Annotated in this window: 22 protein-coding genes; 8 read left to right on the top strand and 14 right to left on the bottom strand. The window is 59.4% G+C overall.

All coding sequences use genetic code 11. The annotated features are described in order from the left end of the window. Positions 1–31: 31 nt before the first annotated feature. Positions 32–274 carry an acyl carrier protein gene (locus VSP_RS15195; protein ID WP_009961673.1) on the bottom strand — a complete coding sequence of 81 codons (243 nt, stop codon included), beginning with the start codon at positions 272–274 and terminating at the stop codon, positions 32–34. Between the two features lie 124 nt (positions 275–398). Beyond that, positions 399–1,160, bottom strand: a complete 762-nt coding sequence (locus VSP_RS15190; protein WP_009961670.1) for a hypothetical protein — start codon at positions 1,158–1,160, stop codon at positions 399–401. Positions 1,161–1,500: 340 nt separating this feature from the next. Here VSP_RS15190 and VSP_RS15185 point away from each other — a divergent pair, with 340 nt between their 5' ends. The 3 genes from VSP_RS15185 to can all read left to right on the top strand — a co-directional run bounded on the left by VSP_RS15185 (position 1,501) and on the right by can (position 4,281). After that, complete coding sequence (locus VSP_RS15185; RefSeq protein ID WP_009961668.1) at positions 1,501–2,295, top strand: YdjY domain-containing protein; 795 nt, start codon at positions 1,501–1,503, stop codon at positions 2,293–2,295. A 27-nt stretch (positions 2,296–2,322) separates the two neighbouring features. Then, a complete protein-coding gene (locus VSP_RS15180) occupies positions 2,323–3,513 on the top strand; it encodes a prenyltransferase/squalene oxidase repeat-containing protein (RefSeq protein ID WP_009961666.1) in 1,191 nt (396 codons plus the stop codon). Between the two features lie 96 nt (positions 3,514–3,609). Beyond that, positions 3,610–4,281 (top strand): carbonate dehydratase, encoded by a 672-nt coding sequence (gene can / locus VSP_RS15175; RefSeq protein ID WP_009961664.1) that lies wholly within the window; start codon positions 3,610–3,612, stop codon positions 4,279–4,281. Here the strand turns inward: can and VSP_RS39505 are convergent. The 8 genes from VSP_RS39505 to VSP_RS35585 form a co-directional block, all read right to left on the bottom strand. Beyond that, complete coding sequence (locus VSP_RS39505; RefSeq protein ID WP_081452561.1) at positions 4,278–4,841, bottom strand: AAA family ATPase; 564 nt, start codon at positions 4,839–4,841, stop codon at positions 4,278–4,280. The two genes, can and VSP_RS39505, sit on opposite strands and share 4 nt — an antisense overlap. A 14-nt stretch (positions 4,842–4,855) precedes the next feature. Beyond that, positions 4,856–6,286, bottom strand: coding sequence for a DUF1501 domain-containing protein (locus VSP_RS15165; protein ID WP_009961660.1), 1,431 nt, complete (start codon positions 6,284–6,286; stop codon positions 4,856–4,858). 46 nt (positions 6,287–6,332) lie between these two features. Next, positions 6,333–9,464 (bottom strand): PSD1 and planctomycete cytochrome C domain-containing protein, encoded by a 3,132-nt coding sequence (locus tag VSP_RS15160; protein WP_063607731.1) that lies wholly within the window; start codon positions 9,462–9,464, stop codon positions 6,333–6,335. A 168-nt stretch (positions 9,465–9,632) separates the two neighbouring features. Then, the gene (locus VSP_RS15155; protein WP_009961655.1) at positions 9,633–10,610 is read right to left on the bottom strand and encodes a hypothetical protein; all 978 of its coding nucleotides are present in this window, start codon (positions 10,608–10,610) and stop codon (positions 9,633–9,635) included. A 78-nt stretch (positions 10,611–10,688) separates the two neighbouring features. Then, positions 10,689–11,501: a hypothetical protein gene (locus VSP_RS15150; RefSeq protein WP_198141396.1), complete on the bottom strand. Its 813-nt coding sequence runs from the start codon at positions 11,499–11,501 to the stop codon at positions 10,689–10,691. A gap of 148 nt (positions 11,502–11,649) precedes the next feature. Beyond that, positions 11,650–12,774 carry a DUF3419 family protein gene (locus VSP_RS35595; protein ID WP_009961652.1) on the bottom strand — a complete coding sequence of 375 codons (1,125 nt, stop codon included), beginning with the start codon at positions 12,772–12,774 and terminating at the stop codon, positions 11,650–11,652. Further along, positions 12,771–13,682: a fatty acid desaturase family protein gene (locus VSP_RS35590; protein WP_157210914.1), complete on the bottom strand. Its 912-nt coding sequence runs from the start codon at positions 13,680–13,682 to the stop codon at positions 12,771–12,773. The genes VSP_RS35595 and VSP_RS35590 overlap by 4 nt, the downstream gene beginning before the upstream one ends. Positions 13,683–13,747: 65 nt before the next feature. Next, complete coding sequence (locus VSP_RS35585) at positions 13,748–14,479, bottom strand: iron-containing redox enzyme family protein (protein WP_009961649.1); 732 nt, start codon at positions 14,477–14,479, stop codon at positions 13,748–13,750. A 149-nt stretch (positions 14,480–14,628) separates the two neighbouring features. Between VSP_RS35585 and VSP_RS39500 the strand changes: the two genes are divergently transcribed. Both VSP_RS39500 and VSP_RS15120 read left to right on the top strand, forming a co-directional pair. Next, positions 14,629–15,486, top strand: a complete 858-nt coding sequence (locus tag VSP_RS39500) for a helix-turn-helix domain-containing protein (protein WP_009961647.1) — start codon at positions 14,629–14,631, stop codon at positions 15,484–15,486. Between the two features lie 64 nt (positions 15,487–15,550). After that, positions 15,551–16,777, top strand: a complete 1,227-nt coding sequence (locus VSP_RS15120) for an MFS transporter (RefSeq protein ID WP_009961645.1) — start codon at positions 15,551–15,553, stop codon at positions 16,775–16,777. 137 nt (positions 16,778–16,914) lie between these two features. On the opposite strand, the gene VSP_RS39495 is transcribed toward VSP_RS15120, so the two are convergent. Further along, complete coding sequence (locus VSP_RS39495) at positions 16,915–17,388, bottom strand: HNH endonuclease (protein ID WP_009961643.1); 474 nt, start codon at positions 17,386–17,388, stop codon at positions 16,915–16,917. Positions 17,389–17,464: 76 nt separating this feature from the next. Then, positions 17,465–17,680, bottom strand: a complete 216-nt coding sequence (locus VSP_RS15110; RefSeq protein WP_009961641.1) for a hypothetical protein — start codon at positions 17,678–17,680, stop codon at positions 17,465–17,467. On the opposite strand from VSP_RS15110, the gene VSP_RS15105 reads away from it, so the two are divergent. After that, positions 17,679–18,137, top strand: coding sequence for an SRPBCC family protein (locus VSP_RS15105; protein WP_009961639.1), 459 nt, complete (start codon positions 17,679–17,681; stop codon positions 18,135–18,137). The two genes, VSP_RS15110 and VSP_RS15105, sit on opposite strands and share 2 nt — an antisense overlap. 69 nt (positions 18,138–18,206) lie before the next feature. On the opposite strand, the gene VSP_RS15100 is transcribed toward VSP_RS15105, so the two are convergent. Both VSP_RS15100 and mqo read right to left on the bottom strand, forming a co-directional pair. Beyond that, the gene (locus tag VSP_RS15100; RefSeq protein WP_157210913.1) at positions 18,207–19,406 is read right to left on the bottom strand and encodes a glycosyltransferase family 4 protein; all 1,200 of its coding nucleotides are present in this window, start codon (positions 19,404–19,406) and stop codon (positions 18,207–18,209) included. A gap of 97 nt (positions 19,407–19,503) precedes the next feature. Further along, positions 19,504–21,003, bottom strand: coding sequence for a malate dehydrogenase (quinone) (mqo, locus tag VSP_RS15095; protein WP_009961636.1), 1,500 nt, complete (start codon positions 21,001–21,003; stop codon positions 19,504–19,506). 300 nt (positions 21,004–21,303) lie between these two features. Here mqo and VSP_RS15090 point away from each other — a divergent pair, with 300 nt between their 5' ends. Both VSP_RS15090 and VSP_RS15085 read left to right on the top strand, forming a co-directional pair. After that, on the top strand, positions 21,304–23,085 hold the full coding sequence (locus VSP_RS15090; protein WP_009961634.1) for a GMC oxidoreductase: 1,782 nt from the start codon (positions 21,304–21,306) through the stop codon (positions 23,083–23,085). Positions 23,086–23,158: 73 nt separating this feature from the next. Next, positions 23,159–23,821, top strand: a complete 663-nt coding sequence (locus tag VSP_RS15085; RefSeq protein WP_009961633.1) for a gluconate 2-dehydrogenase subunit 3 family protein — start codon at positions 23,159–23,161, stop codon at positions 23,819–23,821. The last annotated feature ends 47 nt before the right edge of the window (positions 23,822–23,868 follow it).

Raw genomic sequence — 23,868 nt, 5'->3', positions numbered from 1 at the left:
TAGATGAAGGGTCAGTCCGGTAAGCGGAAGCTTACTCAGCGTTCTCTTCGACGTAACGGATCACATCACCCACGGAGAGTAGCTTTTCAGCCTCTTCATCGGGCACGTCGATGCCGAACTCTTCTTCGAAAGCCATGACCAACTCCACGGTGTCGAGTGAATCGGCGCCAAGGTCTTCAATGAACTTGGCTTCAGGAGTGACTTGTTCGGGGTTCACGCCGAGCTGTTCGACGATGATGTCCCGGACTTTGTCTGCAATGTTGGATTCGGCCATAAATGCGTGTTGTAGGTTGCTAAGTGGCGGGGAGCATTAGCGGGTGCGCCATTTTTCGCAACTGGGAAAATGCGATTTTTTACGTCCCCTTTTTGCCCGATTCCAGGCAGAAAGGGCTTGCCCACTAAGCGGTATTTTTAGGGGAAGATTCGGAGTTCTCTTTCTCTTCGCCGCTCGTTCCGTGATTGTCTGCCACTTTTTCGATTAATTCTCCGGAAAACCCCTCCAAAAGACGTTTCAGGACGCGATCAGCGCCATGGAACTTGAGATCGTCCACCACGGCCTTGCGCTCGGCTCCAGTGCCCCCCACACGGTAGTACACCGTCGCGAGCCCTTTGTTGTCCCATTTGCGCTTGTCAACCTTGAACACGTCCGCAAATGCCACCTTGGAGCCGTTGGGCATCTGCATTTCCGACCGGTGGCCGATCAGCACCTTGTTGTGGTTGAGCAGAACGAGAATCCCTGCAATGGCCGCACCGACGATCATCGCCGCCCCCCAGTAAAACTGCTGCTCAATCTCCTCTGGGCTGTATTTCTTGGGATCACTGGGCCAGTCATGTGGTGCAGCATAGTCGTCCCACCGGGGCTGCTGGAGGTTCGGATTGACGATCCACCCTTTCTCCCGCGCGTCCTTCAGCCAGGCAGCCACAGCCGCCTCCCCTGCGCTCTGCGCTGTATCATAGCTCTTGAGTACTGTTTCTTCAAACCACACCTTCTTGGCAGCTACCGCATTCTTTTTTGGATAGCCCACCTTCCCATCGTAAAAAAAGAACAGCCCCATTCCCAAGAACATGGCCGCAAGCAGCCCCATCCTCCGATAGTACCACGAGGTCACATGACAGATGATGGTGTCGGGATCTTTCGGTGGATGGGCCGCATTCGTCATGTGTGGTCATTGAAGCCTCTTTCCAACGCCCGTGCAAGCCCGTGGCCAGGATCAATTCACAACCACAAGGGGGCCAAATTTTAACCCCCACCAGCTCAACAGGATCAAAAATCGCCCTTCATTCCCAGCTCCGCCATTGGCTCGAACACCATTTATCCCGCACTCACGCAGGAAAGGCCCGCTTTTTCCACCGACTGGCACGATGTGTGCCATTTGGCGCAGCCTTCCACGCCCATGTCCCTGTTCCTGGCCACCTTTTCGAAGGACGACTTTTCACTACTGCGCACTTCCCTTGGTCTGGGGAAAATACGATGATAAGCGACAACCTAAAATTGCCGCCATGATCGCTTTCCCTCGCCGCTTTACGCTGCCCTTCTTGCTGGTCGCCGCCACTCTCAGCTCCGCTCTGCTCCTGGCCCAGGATGAGGAGCCCACGAAACAGCCCTCGCCCAATGATGCTGGCAAAACCGTGGCCGCCAAGGAAATGGCTGAAGCCCAGTCACGGGTCAAGAAAGTGGCGGACAACGAGTACGATCTGGGTGGCATCAAAATCAATAGCAAGACTCGGCAAATCAGCGTGCCTTGTGTGCTCAACATGACAGAGGGCCTCCTGGAGTACGTGCTGGTGCACGAACACGGGAAAACCCACGAAAGCCTCCTGCGCACTTCTGTCAGTCCGACAGAACTGAACGTGGCCCTGCTTCTGGCTCACTATGAGCCCAATATCAAAGAGGCTGCCCAGTTCCTCCCTGAGCCGACCCCTATGACTCAAAAGCTCATGGCGGAACCTATGTCCAAGGCCGGGGCCAACCAGATCACCCTGAGTGTGCAGTGGAAGGACAAGGACGGCAAGGAACAAACTGCGCCCGTCACCCGGTGGATTCACGAGAAGGACGCCAAGGTCGCCCGTGACAGCCAGCACTGGACTTACACAGGCTCCATGATCAGCCAGACCGGGTTCGCCGCCCAGTTCGACGGATCCATGGTGGCCATCTATTTCGATCTCATCTCACTGGTGAACTTTCCCGTAAAGGAGAATGCCAACGACGACCTTTGGAAGGTCGAAACGGCTAAAGTCCCCCCCGTGGACACCCCCGTGACCCTCGTGATCAGCCCCAAGAATCCTGGTGTCTGATGCCGACCCGCTTTTCCATCCCCTCAAATGAAAACACGCACACAACGCTCCCTCGTCACCGCTGGCCTGGCCCTCGGGCTTGGCTTCACGGGCCTTCAGGCTCAATCCACCCAACCGGATCGTAACGCATCGCTGCGCCAGGAAATTGACCTGGCTATCAGCAAAGGCCTGGCATTCCTGAAAACCCAGCAAAAGGAGACGGGGGCCTGGAGCAATCCTGAAGAACCTGCCATCACAGCGCTCGTGCTCAGCGCTTTCGCGGCGGATCCCACACGCAAGCCAGCGGACCCTCTTCCGGCGGAGGCTGACAAGGGCTACAAATTCATCCTCAGCAACGCTAAGGATGATGGCGGCATCTACGCCAAGGGCCGCGCCAACTACAACACCTCCCTGTCGCTTTTGGCCCTGACCCTCAACGCCAAACCCGAGTATGAGCAGACAATTTTGAAGGCCCGCCGCTTCGTCGTGGGGCAGCAAAATGACTTCGACACGAAGGGCAGCACCGACAACGCCTTCGATGGCGGCATCGGCTACGGTCGTCCCGGCCCCAACAGCCCTGCCCACGCTGATCTCTCCAACACGCACTTCGCCCTGGAGTCTCTCTACTACTCGAAGCGTCTCTTCGAAGATAAGGGCACTCCAGAGGACAAAAAGAACGACCTCAATTGGGCTGCCGCCATCAAGTTCGTGGAGCGCTGCCAGAACCGCCCAGAGTCCAATGACCAGGCCTGGGCCAGCAACGACCCCAAGAACGCCGGTGGTTTTGTCTATGAGCCAGGAGTGAGCAAGGCCCCAGATGTGGACAAGTTGCCCGATGGACGCACCGCCCTGCGCTCCTACGGCAGCATCAGCTATGCCGGGATGCTCAGCTTCATCTACGCCGGCCTCACGCCAGAAGACCCGCGGATTGAGGCTGTTCTGAAGTGGCTGGGTGACAACTTCACCTTGGAAGAGAATCCCGGCCTGGGCCAGGAAGGCAAGTTTTACTACTACCACACCATGGCCAAGGCCCTGGCCGTGGCAAATCTGGATGAACTGAAGACCAAAGACGGCAAAACCGTGGACTGGCGCAATGAACTAGGCCGTCACCTGCTCAACATCCAGAAGCCTGATGGTTCCTGGCTGAACGACACTGGCCGCTGGATGGAGAATGACCCTGTGCTGGTGACCGCATACACGCTGCTGGCGCTTGAGCACACCTACCGCGCTCTCCAGTAGTCCCGTCTCCATCTAAGGATTTTCCCCGCGCCGTTTCTTCCTCCGGAAGGAACGGCGCGTTGCATTTTGGCCCTTGCGCTGCTAACCAACCCTTGCATGTCATCTGCCAACCTTTCCCCTCTGCTCGCCCAAAACCGTCTTTGGTCCGATGCTCGGCGCGCCGAGGACCCCGAATTCTTTTCCCGTCTGGTGGCCCAACAGGCACCAGAGTACCTCTGGATTGGCTGCGCGGACAGTCGCGTCCCAGCCAACGAGATCGTTGACCTCCTGCCCGGTGAGCTCTTCGTCCACCGGAATGTGGCCAACGTGGTCGTTCACACGGATCTCAACTGCCTCAGCGTCCTCCAATACGCCGTGGAGGTGCTGAAGGTGAAGCACATCATGGTGGTGGGCCACTACGGCTGCGGGGGGGTGCGAGCGGCCATGCTCAACATGAAGCTGGGCCTCATCAACAACTGGCTGCGCCACATCCAGGACGTGAACCAAAAACATGATCCCCATCTGGCCACCATCATTGAGGAAAGCGACCGGGTGGACCGGCTTTGCGAGCTGAATGTCATCGAGCAGGCCGTCAACGTCTGCCAGACCACCGTAGTGGAGCAAGCTTGGGAGCGCGGCCAGGAACTTTCGGTCCATGGCTGGATTTACCGGCTCAGCGACGGCCTGGTGCGGGACCTCAGCATGAGCGTCAACAATTCAGAGGAGATTGGCTCCAAACGCGAATCCGCCGTGCACCGGTTGATGACCAAGCCGCCCTTGTGGATTTAACGAGCGGCCTTGTTCCGCAGTGCGATGCCGAGCTCCTCTTCAATCAACGCCAGTCGCCTGGCCACGCCTGTGGCCGGGTCTTCAGCCGTGAACCAGGGCAGGTCAATGACCCGGCACCCGATTTCAAGGTAAACTTCACGCAAGAGTCGCTCGATTTCTCGGGCACGTTCGACGTCGTCTTTCCGGAGGCCATCTGCGATATGCTGCCCAAAGCCGCACATAAAGACGGCAGCGTAGCGCTCAGGTCGAATCAGAGCACGCAGGTCCGACGCATCCAGCCCGCCCAATCGGCGATAAGCCAGCGAATCCGGCAGGGCACGGTCCAACACGATGACCTGACCTGGGGGAATCTGCTGCTCCTTGGCCTGCTGACGCTCTTCAATGAGAGTCTGGACATCAGAGCGCGATTCATCGAGTTCGCCGCTCTCGAGAACCTCCCGGGCCGATTCCGACACCACAGCATAGCCGCGCCGTTTTAACTCGCGCAGGAGGGTGGTCTTGCCTGAACTTGGTGCCCCTGTGATGACGATCCACACCCTCAAGTGTGAACCGGCATTCACCGTTGCTCAAGCAATCAGCCCAGAATTTTCGTGTACGGGTGACCTTCGTTTTGGTCGATGCGCTCCGGCCGCCCCTTGTTGTTGTACACCACCTGGGTGTGATCCAGGCCCATCAAGTGCATCACGGTGGAGTGGATGTCATGCACATGCAGGCGGTCTTCCACGGCATAGAGTCCCAGCTCGTCCGTGGATCCGATGGTCTGCCCGCCTTTGACACCGCCACCCGCCATCCACATCGTGAAGCCAGTCGGGTTGTGATCGCGTCCGCCACCCTGCTCACTGATGGGCGTGCGACCAAATTCACCGCCCCAGATGACAAGCGTCTCCTCCAGCATGCCACGAGACTTGAGGTCTGCGAGAAGACCTGCGATGGGAAGGTCCACCCCACGGCAGAGCTTGCCGTGATTGCCCTCGATATTGGCATGAGAGTCCCACTTGCTGCCAGCGCCACTGTAGAGCTGGACAAAGCGCACCCCGTTTTCCACCAGACGACGTGCCAGGAGACAGTTTCGGCCATACACCGCCGTTTCCGGCTGGTCCAAGCCGTAGAGCTTTTTGGTGGCTTCGGATTCCTTGGAAATATCCACGGCGACCGGAGCCTCCGCCTGCATCTTGAAAGCGAGTTCATAGCTGCGAATCCGGGCTTCCAGTTCCGTATTGTCGCGACGCTTTTCGGCATGGATGCCATTCAGGCCGGCCAGCAGATCCAGCTTCTCCCGCTGACGCTCCGGCGTCATTCCTTTCGGGTTGTCGAGATACTTGATTGGCACCCCTTCCGGACTGAACTCCACGCCCTGATACACAGCTGGCATGAATCCGGTGCCCCAATTGCGCACTCCATTGATGACGCCACTCTCGCTGTCTTTCAAGACCACAAAGGCTGGCAGATTCTGGTTCTCCGTGCCCAGACCATAGGTGACCCAGGCCCCTAGCGAGGGGCGTCCGCCAAAAATGGAACCCGTGTTCATCTGGCACACCCCACCCGCGTGGTTGATGCCGTTGGAATGGCAGGAACGGATGACCGCCAGATCATCCACATGGTTGGCCACGTTGGAGAACCAGTCGGAGACCCAGAGCCCGCTCTCGCCATGTTGTTTCCACGCACGTTTGGAGCCCAAAATCGGGGCGCCATACTCACCCATGGCCAGCACCGGCTGCTTGAAGCTTGGGGGCAGAGGCTGCCCATCCAGTTCATTGAGCAACGGCTTGTAATCGAATGTATCCAGGTGACTTGGACCACCTTCCATGAACAGGAAGATGACGCTCTTTGCCTTGCCGAACCGATGCGGCAACTTGGCCGCCACGGGGTTCAAGGTGTCGGCGGTGCCAGCTCCGAAAGCGTTTTCCCCCAGAAGAGCGGACAGGGCCACAGCTCCAAAGCCGCAACCCGCGGTGCGAAGGAAGTCACGGCGGTTGGAAGCGTAGGTGATGTTGTTGCAAGCCATAACCAAAGATGCTGAGTTGGAGTTTTATTGGGTACCAGACGCCTGATCAGTGCAGATAGAGAAATTCATTGCTGTTGAGGAGCACATGACAGAGATCCGCAAGCGCCCTCTGGAAGGGGTTGTCGGAGTCCGACTTTCCGTCGTAGCCGGCCCACTCCATCCGGGGATCCAACGGGCGGTTGGCATCCCAGACAAGGAGGCCGTCCTTCCAGCTGGAAGCATTGGCTGTCGCCTGCTCCACAGGCAGTTCCCCCCGGGTGATTCGCAGGGCGTCCAGACGGCCGTCCCACTGATGCGGCGCAGCTCTCTGGTTCAAGCCGCCAACCACCAGTTCGGACACACCCTTGCCCAGCCCTCGACGTACCCGGTGCTTGACCTCTGCCGTCTGCGGAGGGGTCCCGGGCGAGCTCAGATCTGTGACCTTGAACTCCACCACGCCTTCAGTTGCGGAAACATGCACCACGACATGGTAAGGCTTGCCAAGGCCGATCCGGATGTCGGATGCCACCACTTCGTGGGCAATGTTGGCATTGTCGTCTTCTCCCACGAGTTGCACGATGAGATTGCCCGGTTTGAAACGGGATTTCTCCCCTGTGACACCCAGGCTCCAGCCAAACGACTCCTGCGTGTCTTTGCCGCTGTTCCAACGCGAAGCCACCGTGCGCACGGAGGCCCCGGCGTCCACGCTGTTGAGAGTGAACACAGATTCCACCGTGAAATCGTCCCCTTCCTCGGGAGCCCCTTTGACCAGCAGGCGTTCCTGCGGGGTGCCGACCTTGAAGTCCGCATGGGAGTCTGCTGAGGAGGGATTGCCGTTGACTGCAGGAGCATCGGCCCCCAAGCGTCGTTTAAAAAAGGCATCAACCAGCTTTTTCTCGCGATCAGTGGGCGACCGACCCAAAGTGAATTTCCAGGCCTCTTCGACGCTGGTGGCCCTGGTGGCCAGCTTGCGGGAGCGAGAGTTGATCCAGTCGCCATTCACCATCAGCAGCGCCTGAGTAGGCGTGGTGGTGCTTTGGCGCTCGGAGGTGCTGGTGAAGTTCGCAGGCGCGTCCAGGCTCCGTAGGAGTTCGTCCTGACTGTTGCGCTTCTTCCGGGTGTAGATGGAGCGTCGGGGCTCCTTGGCGTCCGAAGCCGCACCGCCCATCGTGAGATCCAGTTCACCGCTCGCCATGAGCATGGCATCACGAGCCTGCTCGGCGTCCAAGCGACGCGGCGGGAAGCGCCAGAGGAACTTGTTACCAGGATCGATCTGACCGTACTCAACCGGAGGCTGACGCAACGCCGTCTGCCGGTAGGTGGCTGACATGAGGATCTCCTTATGAAGCTTTTTCAGGCTCCATCCTTCTGCGACAAACCGGCGGGAAAGCCAGTCCAGCAGTTCGGGGTGGGTCGGTTTTTCTCCCATGTTACCCAAGTCGCTCGGGGTTCCAGAGAGGCCGCGGCCAAAGTGGTACTGCCAGACACGGTTCACGATCACACGGGTGGAAAGCTGGTTGTCCGGACGGGTGATCCATTTTGCCAGGGCACTGCGGCGTCCCGTGGACTTGCCGATGGGTTGAATCTCGGGCTCATTCGGCTCAAGAATAGTGAGGAATCCCGGAGCGATATCCGCTTCTCCTCGGCGAGTCTTCAACAGGTTCGCAGGCCCTTTGGGACCGGCATCGGTCGCGACGAACGCATCCATCAGCGGCTTCGGCTTCAGATTGTCGAACTTCTTGAGCTCTTCGACCAGCGCTTGATACGCCGCTTTGTCCTCAGGCTTCTTAAGCGTCTTCATGGGGTCGAAGCGCACGCGCTCGTACTCCACCTGCCGCTGGGCAAGACAGGCAAGCTGCTGTTCCAAGGTCTCCCGCTGGTCGGGCTCCTTGTTCATCATGGCCTGTAGATCTTCTGAGAAACGGCCCTTTGCGCGCTTCATGCTTCCATCCAGAGACTTCAGGGTCATCGCATCCATCTTGCTGCGAATGTCCACCGTGGCGGCTTCCCACTCTGCTTGCAGTTTGGCATGAGCCGCCTGCTCCTCTGCGGTGGCCAGCTTCATGTCATCCCGCCAGAGCACGGGCGCAAAGAACGCTTTCAGACGATAGTAGTCCTTCTGCAAAATGGGATCAAACTTGTGGTCGTGGCAGCGGGCACAGCCAAAGCTCAACCCCAAGAACACCTCGCCCGCATTGTCCGTCATGTCCGTGACAATCAGGTCCCATTGGCCCCGGACATCGCGCTGGTTCCACTCATAGATCCCGTTCCGGAGGTAGGACGTGGCGATCAGCACTTCGGGATTGCCGGGATCGATCTCGTCTCCAGCCAGCTGCAACCGGACGAACTTGTCGTAGGGCATATCGTCATTGAGCGCCTTGATCACCCAATCGCGATAAGGCCAGACGGAATCACGATAGCCGTCGGCATTGTAGCCATCACTCTCCGCATAGCGCACCAGATCCAGCCAGTGCTGAGCCCAGCGCTCGCCGTAGCGGGGGCTGGCCAGGAGTTCATCCACCAGCTTCTCGTAGGCCTTGTCATCATGGCGGGAGGTAAATGACTCGATCTGCTCGGGCGACGGCGGGAGCCCATGCAGGTCAAAGTAAACCCGGCGAACGAGCTCCTGCGGTGTGGCAGCGGGCGCGGGCACCAGCTTCATCTCCGCCTGCTTGGCTGCGACGAATGAGTCAATACGACCCTTCACCCACTTGTTCGCTGGAAGCTCAGGGGGCTTGGGATTGGCCAGCGGCTGAAACACCCACTGGGCCCGGTCTTCCTTGGTGAAGCCGAATTCATCCACCGTGGAACGCACGGTGGCAGCGGACTTGGGCCAGGGGGCTCCCAGCTTGACCCACTTTTCGAGCTTGGCGATCTCGTCATCCGGAAGCTTCTCCTTTGGAGGCATCTGGAAGTCATCTTTAGTATAGCGAATGGACTGGACGATCAGCGAATCATCCGGCTTGCCAGCCACCAGGGCGGGACCAGAATCACCGCCCGCCAGGACGTGCCCGATGTCATCCAAACGGAGACTGCCTTTCTGCTTTTCCTCGCCGTGGCAACTGTAGCAGCGATTGGCGAGAATGGGCCGGATCTCCTTCTCAAAAAACTCCAGAGCAACCCGGTTGGCGTCCGGCTCGGCCGCAGGGGTCAAGGTGGCGACAGCCAGTACAGGAACGATGAAGCTGAGGCGGATCATGGGAGGAACGAAAATCATGAAAGTCATCCGGCCGATAAGCGAACGGGCCGCACGGGAGAAGAAGGCAATTTCGCCCATTGTGTTGGACAGAAATCACCTGTTTTTTTCGTCTGTCGCAACCGCCAAAAGACGTCCCTTCTTTCAGGAATCTCTCTCAGGAGGAAGCGGTCAGGCCGGGGTCAGACCTGAGTGGGCGCGACTGAGTTCATCATGCACCTTCGCCACCGAGGCGACTTTTGCATCAATCACCCCGCTGCCAAGGTCTTCCACGAACTGACACGAGGCAAAGCCCGGCGCTTTGGCATGGTAGCGTTCCAGCCACTTCTGGCGGAGGGGCAGCCGGTCCGGATGCACAGGCCACACCCCGGGGCGCGGACGAAGGTGATCGCCAATGCCGATTCGCCAAGGCTTGGGTCCCACCCTTGCCCGGAAACAGCGCTGGTTCCGGCACATCCTGGCGTACATCTCATCCACATCCAGGGATTTGAAGGCGGACTCCACCTCCGGATCATCCGACTGGAAGGTGCGATGCAATGCCAACAGCCGAAATCCCGCCGGAGTCCGGTACACCCGCAGATTCCAGTCTGGGTGAGCCTTCAGGAAGTGGTTAATCCGCTTCCTCGCCACTTTCTCCACTCCCCCGCTCCAGCGGATCCAGGTCTTTTTCAGAAAGGATGCCACCATAGGAGCCAGGGCCGCTGAGATAGCCAAACCGATCGCCGCGTACTTCCATGATCGCTCGAAGATGGCGTACGACACCACGATCAGAGCCAGCAACTGCCAGATTCTCACCATCAGCCCGCATCCCGCCTTCTCCTCGAAGTCCACATCCAGAAACAGGACGTCTGGAGTATTCAGGCAGGGAGCTCCATAGGAATTCCGGGTGATGACCACATCGCCATGTCGGGCCAGGATCTCCTCCCGGATCGGCACCCCATCCGCACCGTTGTAGGGCGTTTTGAACTCCCGCCTGTCCAGCTTTTCGCCAGCACGGGCCCGCCGCATGGCTTCTGCCGCCCGCTCTTGAGCCATGGCCTCAGCAGCCTCCTGGCTGTCATCAGACCACCCGAACCGCCTGATGGTGATCTGGCGGCCATCTTCCTTGGTCTGGAGGCGGGCTTCTGCCCAGTATTCGGGAACGATCATGGGAGGTTGGGTCAGCTTGGGAAAATCCCTGCAAACTTACCACGAACCCCGCCCTCGAGTCTCCCACGATTGTTTGCCTCAGATCTCCGAGGAATGCACCCACCAGTCGGCCCCGCCATTCATCCCAGCGTCATGCGCATACACCGCCGCCGGGGCCACCGTAGGCTTGAGATCCGCCAGACACTTCTGCAACGCGTCCGCCCTTGCGGCGGGCACGCAGACGAACAGCGAGGGGAACCCGCAACGATCCGACTCAGACAAAGCAGCACGAATCAAGCGCGCGCCATCCCCGGCGGAACGGAACGCAAAGTGAGACAGGTGCGCCGCTTTCATCTCCTGCCCCCCGCTGACGACCAGTCTCTTCCCCAGCCGGGTGTCCTCGACCACGCCAGATGCGCGCACCGGATCTCCCAAGACCAGAGGCACGGGATTCATAGAGGACCGATTCGAGGGCGTTCCTCCAATGGGGACGATTCCGCTCACGGTCAACTCAGTGAATCCCCGCTGCGCCTCTGCAAGATCCACCACGCGTACCTCTTCATCCAGCGTCTCGACTCCTTGAACTGGCAATCTGAAAATCACCAGATCCGCCACGCTCGTGAATCCGGGAAGCAGGCCTCTCCCTGTGTAGGCATTGGGCGCTTGCGCGGTCCCCTGCATCACCACTCCATACCCGGGGCCCCCACCGGCCTCCCGCCACACCGCCTCCAAGGCCCTGCCCAGGCCCAACAAAACCCGGCCACGAAGCCCTCCAGACGCCACCTTGAGATCACACACATAGGTGGCCGCGACCACCCGCCCGTCCGCCAGCCTCATGGGCCGCCGCACTCCCACCAAGGTACCCAACACCTGTTCCCGTCTCATGGCGACACAGAGGCTGGCCTGTCCCATGGCGTGGAAGAAGTTCAAGTATCTGCCGCCATGGGACACGTGAAACGACTCCCCTTCTCCGAGCGGGTAGGAAAATTGTTCCTCGAACTCCTGCAACGTCCGCTCCAGCCCAGAGGGAACTGCATGCTGAAAGCACAACACCTCCATCTCACTCCTTTCTTCCCACGTGAATCGCAGTATAGAAGAAACTGCGGTCTCTGGCATGAAGGCTCGCCCCAAGAGCGGCGTCCCACTGCAACCCTGCATGCAGGGCGGGGATTTCCAGCGAGGAATTCAACTGGCGAACGAGCACCCGCCCGCCCCGACGCAACACTCGGGCCACGCTCTTTAGGCTGGCAGTAGCCACTTCCGGAGAAAGCCAGTCCAGGATGTTCGACAAGTGGATGAAATCTGCACTCGCATCCGGCAGGTTCTCCAGCACCTCATTCATCCTGCCCGGAAGATACTGGATGCGGTCAGCAGGCAGCCAGTCCACCTGGGAGGAAAGTGGCCCCGGCAGCAGCCAGTCATAGGGCTGCGCAGGAGGAAACATGCCCACCAGCATCTGCCAGAGGAAGGGGTTCTCCGCGGCAAAACCGCGCCTCGCATTGGCCCGCAGCCGCGTTGCAAAATGCCGGTCAAAAGGCTGGCGGGGATTTCTCGTGGCCTCTTCTCCAAAGAGACAGACCAGATTCTGCAGACTCATGACCCTGCTCAGAGCCTGCTCCAGCAGTTGCCCCAACTGGGTCTCGGGTCCCAACTGTTCCACGGCCCCAGGCATCCGGTCGGACATGAGCAGCACCTGCAAAGTCTCCGGATCGGCCGAAAGCTCCTTCCACAATTCTGCAAAAGTAATTTCATAGCGCCCGACATGATCCGGACCCAGCGCTGCCACTCCTTCCAACGGGCCCAGAATTCCCCTGTCGAGTTCCAACGTATCCAGCAGCGCGGAGAGCGCCACCTGCCTGGCCCCTGGAGGCATGCTGGCATGTCCGAGCAAAGGCAGGGAGAAGACAACAGCGTGCTGCCTTGCCAGATGCCGCTTGAGCTTCGCCAGAGCCAATTGCGCAGGATTGATGTCCACAAGGGTGAGCCGCCCCAGGCCGTGCCTTTCCAGACAGACTGCCGTCTCACCCCCTGAGGCGATCATCACCACCTCCGCGCGAGGCGGGAGCAATCGGATCACCTCCAGATCCACGCGGGGGTCCTCCCGCACCTGAGCAAACGCCAGGGGCCATGTGGCGGCTTCCACAGCCCAGGCATCCGGTGGCGGCAGCTTGGCACCTGCGGTCATGATTTCCTCCCGTCGTCCCCGGCCGATAGCCGGCCCACATCACAGGCCCCCGTACGGCCTCGATTCACAGTATAGCGCATAAACCTCAAAACAAAGGCCGAGTACGACCCGATGTACGGTGCCCCCATGGCCGCCAGCTGCGGACGGAGCGCCTGATGCACCTTGGGCAGATGGTACCACGGCACTCCGGGATAGAGGTGGTGCTCGAGATGAAGGTTCTCATGGCACATGAAGAAGGAAACCACGGGACCAGTAAGAATGCTCCGCGTCCCCCGCACCTCATCTGTCGCCTCCGGCAGCAGTGTGTGCTGACTCATGCCCCGCACATTGACCATGAAATTGATGATGATCATGGGCACCAACCAGCCATGCCACAACAGGCCCTCGGGTAAAGGAGCCAACAGCAACACCATCCCCAGCGCTAAAGTGGCGGCCAGTTCCAGCAGGATGCCCACGCGATCCCGGCTTGATCCATGTTTGAATCCGAGAATCGGGATGGCAACGATGTACACTGGATACCCCACGAGCAGCCTCAACCAGTTCAACACCGACACCATCCACGACCACCGGGTGTAGTTTGCATAATGATCAGGATCCCCGCCCTCACCCAGGTGATGGTGATGCCGCAGGTGCAACACCCGGTAGGCAGAGCAATTCTGCAAGACGGGGATGGCGCAGACCGCACCCAAAATTCGATTCCAGGCCGGATGCGAGGAGAGCGTCTGGTGCACGGCTTCGTGAGTGAACAGACTGATCCCGTGCAACGCCCCGGCCGCTGCCAGATAGAAAGGCAGCATTAGCAACCACCACGCAGGTTGTGATGCCACAAATGCAGAGCACCACCATGCCGCGCCCGCACCGGCTGCATAGATCGCCACAAAACACCCCATCCGGGCATAGTGGCGCATGGGCTGATGCTCATGTAATTCCCGGGCGAGTTGAGCACTCAGCCTGGGGTGATACTGCTTCCCGTTCATTCGTCGGCCAGTGCAGGGTTCAACGCGTCCAGATCCACATATAGACGGGAGAAAAGATAACGCCCGAGCTCAAGGCCATGCTGGATGGCTTGTCTCCGGGACAATGACTCCTCCCACCTTGGCTCTATGACCACAAAGCACTCCTCGGCATGCCGATGATCCAGTTCCGCGTGCAAGGCATAGTGAACCAGCCGGTCCGGAGCGATCCACCCGCGATCCACCACAGCGCTGGCGATCCAGGCGGATATCTCTGCGAAGGCCAGCTCTATGATTCCCAAGCAAGCAAATGCCATCTCCAGGTCCTCTCCATAACAGGACCCGAGCAGGGCGCAATTGAAGGCCCTCACCTCCGGCCCCTCCTTTTCGGGAGCTGCGGCACCCAGGCTCTCCAGGAAGCTTAGGAAGGTACGATCATGGGCATGGGAAGGTAAAAAGCCGCCCTGCTCCTCCGCCAGATTCTCCACAAGATTCATCCGCATGGAGGAATCCGGACAGCGCGAAACCAGGGCAGCAATCGGACGGGAAAAATACCGCACCGCGAAATAAAACTGCTGTTGGGAACGGACGAACTCCGCATAGGACATGGAACCATCCCTCAGACGTGTGAAGTACGACTGGGTGATGATGGGGCGCTCTGCCAACACCGCCCTGGCAGCAGCCAGAATATGCGGAGCTGTGGCGTGCGACGGCGGATGATCGACGGGGGAACCGATGCTTCCAGCACTCATGCCACAAAGTCTTCGTGATTTCGCCATGGGTGTCAATACACCTTTGTCCGATGTGACCGTTCATCCTCAGTCATTTGACAAATCATCCGGCGAGACAAGCATGGTGGGACGAACCGATGATCCGGCGAGAGTCCATTCCCCACTACGGCATGACCGCAACAGGTCAGGCCGAACTGCGACAGCAGGGCGTGGTGGTCGTGCCTTTCATGGACTCGGTGCGCATGGATCCCGAGCGGCTCCAGCCCCACTACCACGAGTTCTTCCAAATCTTCATTCTGCAAGGACAGGCGCAGGTGATGCATGATTTCCAGGAATACCGGGTGAGCGGCAATACCCTTGTCTTCCTAAGTCCAGGTCAGGTGCACACCGTTCGTCCCAGTGACAATTTGGGAGGCACCACCCTTTCGTTCTCCCAGGAGTTCTTCGATCTCCGGTCCACGCCGCCGAGCGTCCTGTACGACTACCCGTTCTTCTTCTCGGTGGATGTCGCGGCGCTGCTACAGATTCCAGACGGAGATTCTGATGGTATTCTGCCGCTGGTTCCACTCTTGCAGTCTGAGTTTGACGCTGCGCTCCCGGACGCAGCAGACGCCATGCGTTCCATTCTGCGTCTTTTCCTGGTTCGGGTAAACCGGCTGTACGCACGGCTGCATCCCCATAAGGAGGCGTCACGGGCCGGACAACTGGTGCGGCACTTTCTTCTCTCCGTTGAACAGCGATTCAAAGAAATAACCACCGTGGGAGGTTATGCTGAAATTCTGGGCGTGAGCGCCAACCATCTCAACGACATCGTTCACGAGCAGACCGGACGGTCGGCCGGGGACATCATCCGCCAACGCCGCCTGCTGGATGCCAAACGCCTGCTGCTGCATTCCGACTTGAGCGTCTCCGAGATCGGCTACGACCTCGGCTTTCACGATCCCTCCTATTTCAGCCGCTTCTTCCGGAGGTATGCCGGCTCCGCTCCAGAATCCTTCAGAGACCAAATCCGAGAAAAGTACCACTGAAATACAACTTCTCACCTGCCAGTGATTTTGCGTCTCTCGCCAGATCCAAGAAGTTGGCGGGGTTATGGAATCCACCTGCAATGAAGACATGCCGTCGCCTACCCTGCGAACGGCGGAAACGACCGTGTATGCTGTGCTGTTCGCCATCAGCTTTTCCCACCTGCTGAACGACACCATCCAGGCGCTCCTCGTCTCCATCTACCCCCTGCTGAAAGAGTCGTATCACCTCACCTTCAGCCAGCTCGGGATGATCACCTTTGCTTTCCAGGTCACGGCATCCCTGTTGCAGCCCCTGGTGGGCTGGTACACCGACAAGCGCAGCCTGCCGTTCTCATTGCCCATCGGCATGGGGCTGACCCTGTGCGGTCTGGTGGCCCTCTCCATGGCCGGCAGTTTTGCCTCCATTCTGGGCTCCGCCGCGTTGGTGGGCATGGGTTCTGCCATCTTCCACCCTGAAGCCTCCCGGATTGCTCATATGGCAGCGGGACGTCGCCGCGGCCTCGCGCAATCCCTGTTCCAAGTGGGTGGGAACGCTGGCAGCTCCATTGGACCCTTGCTGGCCGCCTTGATCATTGTGCCGCACGGTCAGGGCTCCATCGCCTGGTTCTCTGTGGTGGCATTTCTGGGAGTGGCCGTGTTGTGGAACGTGGGCCTGTGGCAGGCCCGCAATCTGCATCGGGTACACCGCAAGTCCGCGAAATCTCTGGAATCAGCTCATGCGGCGCTTCCCACCTCCACCGTGGTGTGGTCGCTGACGATTCTGGGAGCGTTGATCTTCTCGAAGTACTTCTACCTGGCCAGCATGACCAGCTATTACACCTTCTACTTGATGGACCGCTTCCATCTGCCGGTGCAGAGCGCACAGATCTACCTGTTCGTGTTCCTGTTCGCCGTGGCAGCCGGGACGATCCTGGGTGGCCCGGTGGGTGACCGCTTCGGTCGCAAGCGTGTGATCTGGGCCTCCATTCTGGGCGTGGCTCCCTTCACTCTCTGGCTGCCGCATGCCGGATTGTACACGACCGCTGTGTTGAGCGTGGTCATCGGGCTGGTGCTGTCCTCCGCCTTCTCCGCCATTCTGGTGTATGCCCAGGAACTGGTGCCGGGCAAGGTGGGCATGATCTCCGGCCTCTTCTTCGGCTTCGCCTTTGGGATGGGCGGCATTGGCTCTGCCCTGCTGGGCAATTTGGCTGACCACACCAGCATCAATTATGTGTATCAAGTGTGCGCCTATCTGCCGCTGATCGGCCTGCTGACGGCATTCCTGCCGGACGTGGGAGGTCAAAAGAGATAGAGAATCAAACTTCAAATCTCCAAGCACCAGACCTGATACTTGGAGGAAAATCAAAGGATGCGACGTTACCGTCCCGCCCTCCTCAGTTCCAGGGGGGCTTTACGACAGCCGGTGAGGCCATCGTCTGAAAGGGGTGCCTAGGCGACCATGGCAGCGGGTGCTGAAGCGGCCGCAAGATCGCGACGAGTGCGGACCGTCTCCATGATGCTGTCATAACCCAGACGGCAAATTTCATCCCAGGGCCGGGGACCACGCAGGCGGGCGAGAAAATCGAGGCGTCCCTTGTCTCCGTGAAAGCAGTGGCGGCACAGGGTGCGCACATCTTCGGCCACATCCTCTCCCCCCACCTTCTGGTAGTCTTGGTGGTGCACCTCAAGATACCGGCCCGCCTCCCCGGTGGAGCCGCAGCACACACAGCGATGCTGATCCAAGGCCAACCGCTGCTGACGCACTTCGCACCAGGCTTGCGAGTCCAGGTAGGTCTCGTACAAGTGCCGCCACTGCGGCGCGGTCTCGATGGTGCTGACCTTGGAGAACAGGCGGCGCCAGTGCGCGCCGTCGGCGAAGAACTTCAAGAGCTCGTAGGGAGTCAATTGTCGTTGGTGGCGCATGGTGTTCAAATGAATAATTAACATTTGAACACCTTGCAATAGAAAATGTGAAAAAAACTTCAAAGCCCGGGTTGACTCATCTTTTTGCCCATACTCCGAGCGCTTTGCGCGGCACACCCATCGTGTCCTTCTGCCTCTGTTGCACAAAGGCCTGCGTCAAAGCGGTCGGAGTCACTTCCGCCAGTTCTTGCGGCACATCCAAGGTCAAATAATACGGATTCCGCATGAGTGCCCCTGCTTCAGGACATTTGGCGGTTTCCCCGGCAGACAATCCACCGTATTCACATTTCATGGAACACACTCTGGACTATGAACTCAAACTCCCTGCTCCGCGGGAACAGGTGTTTGCCTTCTTCTCCGACGCCACCAACCTGGAAAAGATTACCCCCCCGGAACTCAAATTCCACATCATCTCCCCTCTTCCGCTGGAGATCAAGGAAGGTGCTCTCATCGACTATAAGCTGGCAATCTTTGGCATGTCCTTTCACTGGACCACCCTCATCTCCGCATGGGATCCGCCAAACCACTTCGTGGACACCCAACTGAAGGGACCGTACGCCTTGTGGGAGCACACTCACACTTTTGAAGAACTTCCAGATGGTGGCACGCTCGCACGCGACCATGTGGTGTACAAACTTCCGCTGACACCGCTTGGAGACGTGGCTTTCCCCCTCGTGAAAATGCAACTCACGAGGATATTCGCGTATCGTCAGGAGAAGCTGGTGGAAGAGTTCGGCCGGTGGGAATGATGGCAAGGCCCTCCCCAGGAATCGATCGCGTTTTCCTAAAACCCTTTCAAGGCAATGGCTGCCTGAGCCTCAGCGTCCCACTGCGAACGCTCGGGCGTATCCTGCCGAGATGCGCTGCCTGTAGTGATCCCACGTGAACTCACGCTCCACCAGGGCACGGGCCTTCCTGCCCATCTCGGCAAGTGCATCCCGGTGCTTGGCAGCGTGCTCCAACGCGGCACAGAGGGCATCCACGTTGTTGGGAGGGATGAGCAGCCCCGTTTCCTGGTCCACGATGGCATCGCCAGACTCGCGTGTGGCGATGAGCGGGAGGCCGCAAGCCGCCGCCTCGAGGGTGGATTTGGCAAATCCCTCGCACTCGCTGGGGAAGGCAAACACCGCGCAACGGCGGAGCTCGTCCTGCACACTGGAGGTGAAGCCGACCACTCGCACTCCCGCCTCCTCGGCCCCATGGAGGAAAGGTTTTATTTCCTCGTGCACACTGCCCACCAGAACCAGTTCGGCATCATGGAGACGAAGCCTTTTCCAGGCTTCAATCAGATGATGCACGCCTTTTCTTTGAATCAGCGCTCCGACGAATCCCACTCGGAACACCTCGGGCGGTGCCTCCGCAGGACGATATCGGGCGAGATCCACGCCGCGTCCCACATACTGCAGTTTCCGCTCCGGAATTCCCGCGACCAGGAAAGTCTCAGCAGACTTCCGTGAAGGCATGAGGAGGATGCTGGCAAGGTCGTACTCTGCCAGATTGTGCAGGCGGGTGGCATGCAGGTGTTTCCGCCAGTCACGCCATCCCCGATCCTTCAACCTCGCCTCACGCTCCGTTTTGGTCTCGGCCGGTTTCACCACCCCTTTGTTCCGATGCCAGGTGGGGACATCCATGACGCTGGGAACCCCCCGCATACGGGCCTCGACCAGGGATTGGAAACACTCCCCGCTCCAACCATGGAAGAAGTCGTAGCCACCCCGCCGCAGCTCTCGCGCCACGTGCCAGTCCAGATAGGTCTTTTTGGCGGCATAGTAGTCCTTGCTTCCCAGACAGGAGAGCAGCCGCACAGGATGGTGTTGCAGCGATCTCACTTTCCCCGCCGGCACCTCCTGCTGGCGGTTCGCATAGCAGATTGCCCTGCTCAGATATCCCCCCCGCCACGAAGCCAACACCCCTTCCAGAGAAGTCGTGTTCAACCCCGCGCCGCCCAGTCCTGCGCTGGTGGCATACAGCAATCGGGAAGGAGTAGCAGTGGTGGATGGGTTGGCGACGGACTTCAAAGGAGCACTAGTATCTTGAGGAGATACGACACTTCAAGGCACAAGACGCAAAGTTGGCAATTCTGGCACCCTTTGCCGACAAAACGGCCAGAGCCCATCAAGCCAGCTGCAATGTCCCATCCACTTCCCGGCGAATCTCGTGGAACCGTCCTGCCAACTCCGGCTTCCGGACATCCAGGTGCCAGGTGGGGATCAACTCGCTCATGCGTCGGCTGCCTTCAGGAGTGTCCAGCAGGTGAGGAAAGCACTTTTTCACAACCTCCAACACGATATTGACGGAGACGGAGGCACCCGGCGAGGCACCCAGCAAGGCAGAAAGACTGAGATCATCACTGGTGATCACCTCCGTGCCATAGTGGACGATTCCGGCCTTGCCATCGGTCTTCTTGATCGCCTGCACCCGGATTCCTGCATCAATGAGTTTCCAGTCCTGCTCTCGGGCCGCTGGATAGAAGACGTGAAGGACATCCAAACGATCCTGCATGCTCTGGGTCCCCTGCTGCACCAGGTACTTCACCAGACTCAAGTTGTGCAGCCCGACGTTCATCAAAGTGAAGAGATTGTCCGGTCGAATGGAGCCGGGCAGATCCAGGCGGCTTCCCTTCTTGTGCAGGAACTTGGTGGTCCAGGCGGCAAACGGCCCGAACAGCAACGTCTTCTTGCCGTCCAACATCCGAGTGTCCAGGTGAGGCACCGCCATGGTGGGCGCGGCATCCAGCGGCTGACCATACACCTTGGCCTGGTGACGCCGCACGACCTCTGGATTCTCACAAATCAACCATTGCCCACCGATGGGAAAACCTCCCAGCCCCTTGGCCTCCGCAATTCCCGACTTTTGCAACAAGGGCAAGCTCCCGCCTCCCGCGCCTACAAACACGAACCGGGCGTCATTGGTGCGAACCCGGCCAGTAGCGAGGTCTTTAATCTCCAGCGTCCAGCCCGAGGCCCCACGTTTCATGTCCGTGACCCGGTGGTTTGAAGCAATCCCACAACGGTCCTGGGCACCCAGCCAGTTCAGCAACTTCCGGGCGATGGCTCCAAAGTTCACATCCGTCCCATTGTCCATCTTCGTGGCTGCCACCGGCTCACTTCCTCGGCCATCCATCAACAAAGGTGCCCATCTCGCGATGGTCTCACGGTCAGTCGAGTACTCGATGCCGCGGAAAAAGTGGTGGGCGGCCATGCCCTCGTATCGGTCCCGCAGAAAATCGACCATCTCCTGCCCATGCACGAAGCTGAGATGGGGAACCGGGTTGATGAACTCCTTGGGCCCGGAAATCATGCCACTGGCCACGGCGTTGCTCCAGAACTGCTTGGACTGCTCGAACTGCGCAAAGATTTCGATCAGCTTCTGGACGTTCACCGAACCGTCCGCATCACGCTTGGGCGTGTAGCTGAGTTCACAGATTCCGGCATGGCCGGTGCCAGCATTGTTCCAGCCATGCGAACTCTCCTGGGCCAGCTCTTCCGTCGCCTCATAGACCTGGATGGAAAGTTTCGGCTCCAGCCTCTTCAGCATCGCCCCAAGATTGGCGGACATGATGCCGCTGCCGATGAGAATGACGTCGGGATGCTCGATATGGGAGTCGTATTTCATGGCTTCTGGCGGACGGACGATGCGCGATTGAGATCAAGGGTTTCAGCGACCTGACTCTTTCAGCCTTCGGTGACAAAACCTGATCAAAAAAGCACATCTCGCGGAGCAAATGGGAGCACATAGGTTGATCCATGCAGCCGGCAGCACGTCCCTCGGCGCAGCCCCACCATTCGGTCCAGACCTGTGGTTTCACCTTGCCCCTTGCTGCGTTCCTTGCTCTGAATTGTAATAGAGCCAGAGCGATGCGCGTTACTTTCTGCCCCTTCTGAGTTCTTCTCACTTCTTTCCCTCCTCTCCTCCATGGCACTCCTCACGGATCGCAAGACTCAACCACAATATGATGTTATCGTCGTCGGCTCCGGTGCGGGCGGCGGGATGGCCGCCCTGCAGCTCAGCCTAAACGGCATGAAGGTGTTGATGCTCGAAGCCGGGCGCAACTACGAGCCCATGAAGGAGACGCCGATGTTCAACACACCGGAGATGGCCCCCCTGAGAGGTGACCGCACACCCGACCGGTTCTTTGGCTACTACGACGCCACGGTAGGCGGCGGCTGGCAGGTGCCTGGAGAGCCGTACACAAACAAACCCGGGACAGAGGGATCTTTTTGGTGGTGGCGCTCCCGTATGCTCGGAGGCCGCACCAACCACTGGGGCCGCATCTCCCTCCGGTTTGGTGAACATGATTTCATCCCCAAGTCTCGCGATGGTCTGGGCTATGACTGGCCCATCCGGTACGGCGACATCGCTCCGTGGTATGACAAGACGGAGATGCTCATCGGGGTGTACGGCGAAAACTGTGGCATTGAAAATGCTCCCGACTCCTCACCAGGGGTGCTACAGCCTGCGCCGAAACCTCGCGTGGGTGATCTGCTGGCCCGCAAGGCAGGCAAAAAAGTAGGAGTGCCCATCGTCGCCGCCCGCCGCGCGGTACTGACCAAGCCCATGAACGGGCCCAAGATCGCGAAGGAACTCTTCCCCAACAATCCCAAGGCGCAGGAAATCATGGGCACGGACATGTCCATGCGGGCACCGTGCTTCTGGGCCACAGATTGTATCCGCGGCTGCTCGATCCGGGCCAACTTCCAGAGCACCACGGTGCTCATCCCACCTGCCCTGCAGACCGGGAATCTGGACATCATTACGGACGCCATGGTGCGCGAAGTCATCGTGGGCAAAGACGGTCGCGCCACCGGAGTCCACTACATTGACAAAGTGACCCGCAAGGATGCTGTGGCCAAAGCCAGGGTCGTCATCCTTGCCGCCAGCACCTGCGAGACCACCCGCATCCTCATGAATTCCAAGGGGAAGGATGCCAACGGCCTGGCCAACGCTAGCGGGCAGCTGGGCAAGAACCTCATGGACAGCGTGGGCACCAATCTGGGGGCGCACATTCCCGCTCTGGAAAACCTGCCGCCCTTCAACGAAGACGGCGCTGGCGGCATCCACGTGTACACCCCGTGGTGGCTGGTTCGCGATCACAACAAGCTCGGGTTCGCCCGCGGCTACCACATTGAGATGGGCGGCGGACGCCGCATGCCCAGCGTGGGCAGCCTGGGTGTGCTGGACGGCAAATCCCCCGGGGTCTATGGAACCAAGCTCAAAGAAGATGCCCGCCGTTACTACGGTGCCAGCTTTGGCTTCTCCGGTCGCGGCGAGATGGTCCCCAACAAGGACTGCTACTGCGAACTGGATCCATCTGTGGTGGATCAATGGGGCATCCCGGTGCTGCGCTTCCACTGGAAGTGGAGCGATCACGAGATCAAGCAGGCCGAACACATGCAACAGACTTTTGCCGAGCTCATTGAGCTCATGGGCGGCACCGCCAAGCCCAAATCCGGCCGCGATGCCATCCAGCGCCCTGGTGAGATCATTCACGAAGTGGGCACCGCCCGCATGGGACCGGACGAAGCCACCAGCATCGCCAACCAGTACTGCCAGACCTGGGAGGTGAAGAACCTCTTCCTCATGGACGGGTCCGTACTCCCCTCGAACCCGGACAAAAATCCAACGCTCACCATCCTGGCCCTCGCATGGCGCGGCAGTGAGTACCTCATGGAGGAGATGAAGCGCGGCAACATCTAGGAAACTGACTTCAAGATAATCCCTCTGTGAAACTCTGTGCCCTCTGTGGTTAAACAATTTCTCCTCGCTCCCAATGTCTGACAACCGCGCCCCCCTTTCCCGCCGCGACGCCCTGAAGTGGTTTGCCGGCACCGCAGCCGGTACTGCCGCAGCCCCAGACGTGCTGGCCGCTCCCAATGAGACGGAACCTTCGCCTCCGGCAATCTCCACCCGCAGTCCGATCTACGACCCGGACTACATGAAGCCTGCGGTCTATCCGTGGACCAAACTCTTCTCCCCCGAGGAGCTGAACACCACCAAGGTCCTCGCCGACATCATCCTGCCCAAGGACAACCTCGGCCCGGCGGCCAGCGAGGTGGGCGTGCATGACTTCATCAACGAATGGTGCAGCGCCCCCTATGACGACAAGAAGGACGACTGCGATGTGATTCGCGGCGGCCTCGGCTGGCTCAATACCGAAAGCTTCCGCCGGTTTGAAAAGACCTTCGTGGAGCTCACTGCCGCCCAACAAACCGCCATCGTGGATGACATCTGCGATCACACCACCGCCAAGCCGCAGTACAAGATCGGTGTTAGCTTCTTCCGTCTCTTCCGCAAGCTGACCCTGGGCGGGTACTACACCCACAGCGCCACTTGGAAACAATTGGGCTACGTGGGGAACATCAGCCTTCCCGGCGACTACCCTGGCGTACCCCAGGAGGTCATCAAGATGCTGGGGCTGGAAGACGTGGCCTAAAGCTTGACCCTCTTTACCGAAAACAAAAGCGCCCGCATCCTCACCGG

Source organism: Verrucomicrobium spinosum DSM 4136 = JCM 18804 (assembly GCF_000172155.1).
Classification (GTDB): Bacteria; Verrucomicrobiota; Verrucomicrobiia; order Verrucomicrobiales; family Verrucomicrobiaceae; genus Verrucomicrobium; species Verrucomicrobium spinosum.
Note: the sequence above shows the minus strand (reverse complement) of the source record. Positions and strands in the feature narration are given on the sequence as shown.

Excerpts from the sequence above, each read along its gene's own strand:
- VSP_RS15195 (WP_009961673.1), bottom strand. The coding sequence starts at position 274 with ATGGCCGAATCCAACATTGCAGACAAAGTCCGGGACATCATCGTCGAA.
- VSP_RS15190 (WP_009961670.1), bottom strand. The coding sequence starts at position 1,160 with ATGACGAATGCGGCCCATCCACCGAAAGATCCCGACACCATCATCTGT.
- VSP_RS15185 (WP_009961668.1), top strand. The coding sequence starts at position 1,501 with ATGATCGCTTTCCCTCGCCGCTTTACGCTGCCCTTCTTGCTGGTCGCC.
- VSP_RS15180 (WP_009961666.1), top strand. The coding sequence starts at position 2,323 with ATGAAAACACGCACACAACGCTCCCTCGTCACCGCTGGCCTGGCCCTC.
- can (WP_009961664.1), top strand. The coding sequence starts at position 3,610 with ATGTCATCTGCCAACCTTTCCCCTCTGCTCGCCCAAAACCGTCTTTGG.
- VSP_RS15165 (WP_009961660.1), bottom strand. The coding sequence starts at position 6,286 with ATGGCTTGCAACAACATCACCTACGCTTCCAACCGCCGTGACTTCCTT.
- VSP_RS15160 (WP_063607731.1), bottom strand. The coding sequence starts at position 9,464 with ATGATCCGCCTCAGCTTCATCGTTCCTGTACTGGCTGTCGCCACCTTG.
- VSP_RS15155 (WP_009961655.1), bottom strand. The coding sequence starts at position 10,610 with ATGATCGTTCCCGAATACTGGGCAGAAGCCCGCCTCCAGACCAAGGAA.
- VSP_RS15150 (WP_198141396.1), bottom strand. The coding sequence starts at position 11,501 with ATGGGACAGGCCAGCCTCTGTGTCGCCATGAGACGGGAACAGGTGTTG.
- VSP_RS35595 (WP_009961652.1), bottom strand. The coding sequence starts at position 12,774 with ATGACCGCAGGTGCCAAGCTGCCGCCACCGGATGCCTGGGCTGTGGAA.
- VSP_RS35590 (WP_157210914.1), bottom strand. The coding sequence starts at position 13,682 with ATGCGCCACTATGCCCGGATGGGGTGTTTTGTGGCGATCTATGCAGCC.
- VSP_RS35585 (WP_009961649.1), bottom strand. The coding sequence starts at position 14,479 with ATGAGTGCTGGAAGCATCGGTTCCCCCGTCGATCATCCGCCGTCGCAC.
- VSP_RS39500 (WP_009961647.1), top strand. The coding sequence starts at position 14,629 with ATGACCGCAACAGGTCAGGCCGAACTGCGACAGCAGGGCGTGGTGGTC.
- VSP_RS15120 (WP_009961645.1), top strand. The coding sequence starts at position 15,551 with ATGGAATCCACCTGCAATGAAGACATGCCGTCGCCTACCCTGCGAACG.
- VSP_RS39495 (WP_009961643.1), bottom strand. The coding sequence starts at position 17,388 with ATGCGCCACCAACGACAATTGACTCCCTACGAGCTCTTGAAGTTCTTC.
- VSP_RS15105 (WP_009961639.1), top strand. The coding sequence starts at position 17,679 with ATGGAACACACTCTGGACTATGAACTCAAACTCCCTGCTCCGCGGGAA.
- VSP_RS15110 (WP_009961641.1), bottom strand. The coding sequence starts at position 17,680 with ATGAAATGTGAATACGGTGGATTGTCTGCCGGGGAAACCGCCAAATGT.
- mqo (WP_009961636.1), bottom strand. The coding sequence starts at position 21,003 with ATGAAATACGACTCCCATATCGAGCATCCCGACGTCATTCTCATCGGC.
- VSP_RS15090 (WP_009961634.1), top strand. The coding sequence starts at position 21,304 with ATGGCACTCCTCACGGATCGCAAGACTCAACCACAATATGATGTTATC.
- VSP_RS15085 (WP_009961633.1), top strand. The coding sequence starts at position 23,159 with ATGTCTGACAACCGCGCCCCCCTTTCCCGCCGCGACGCCCTGAAGTGG.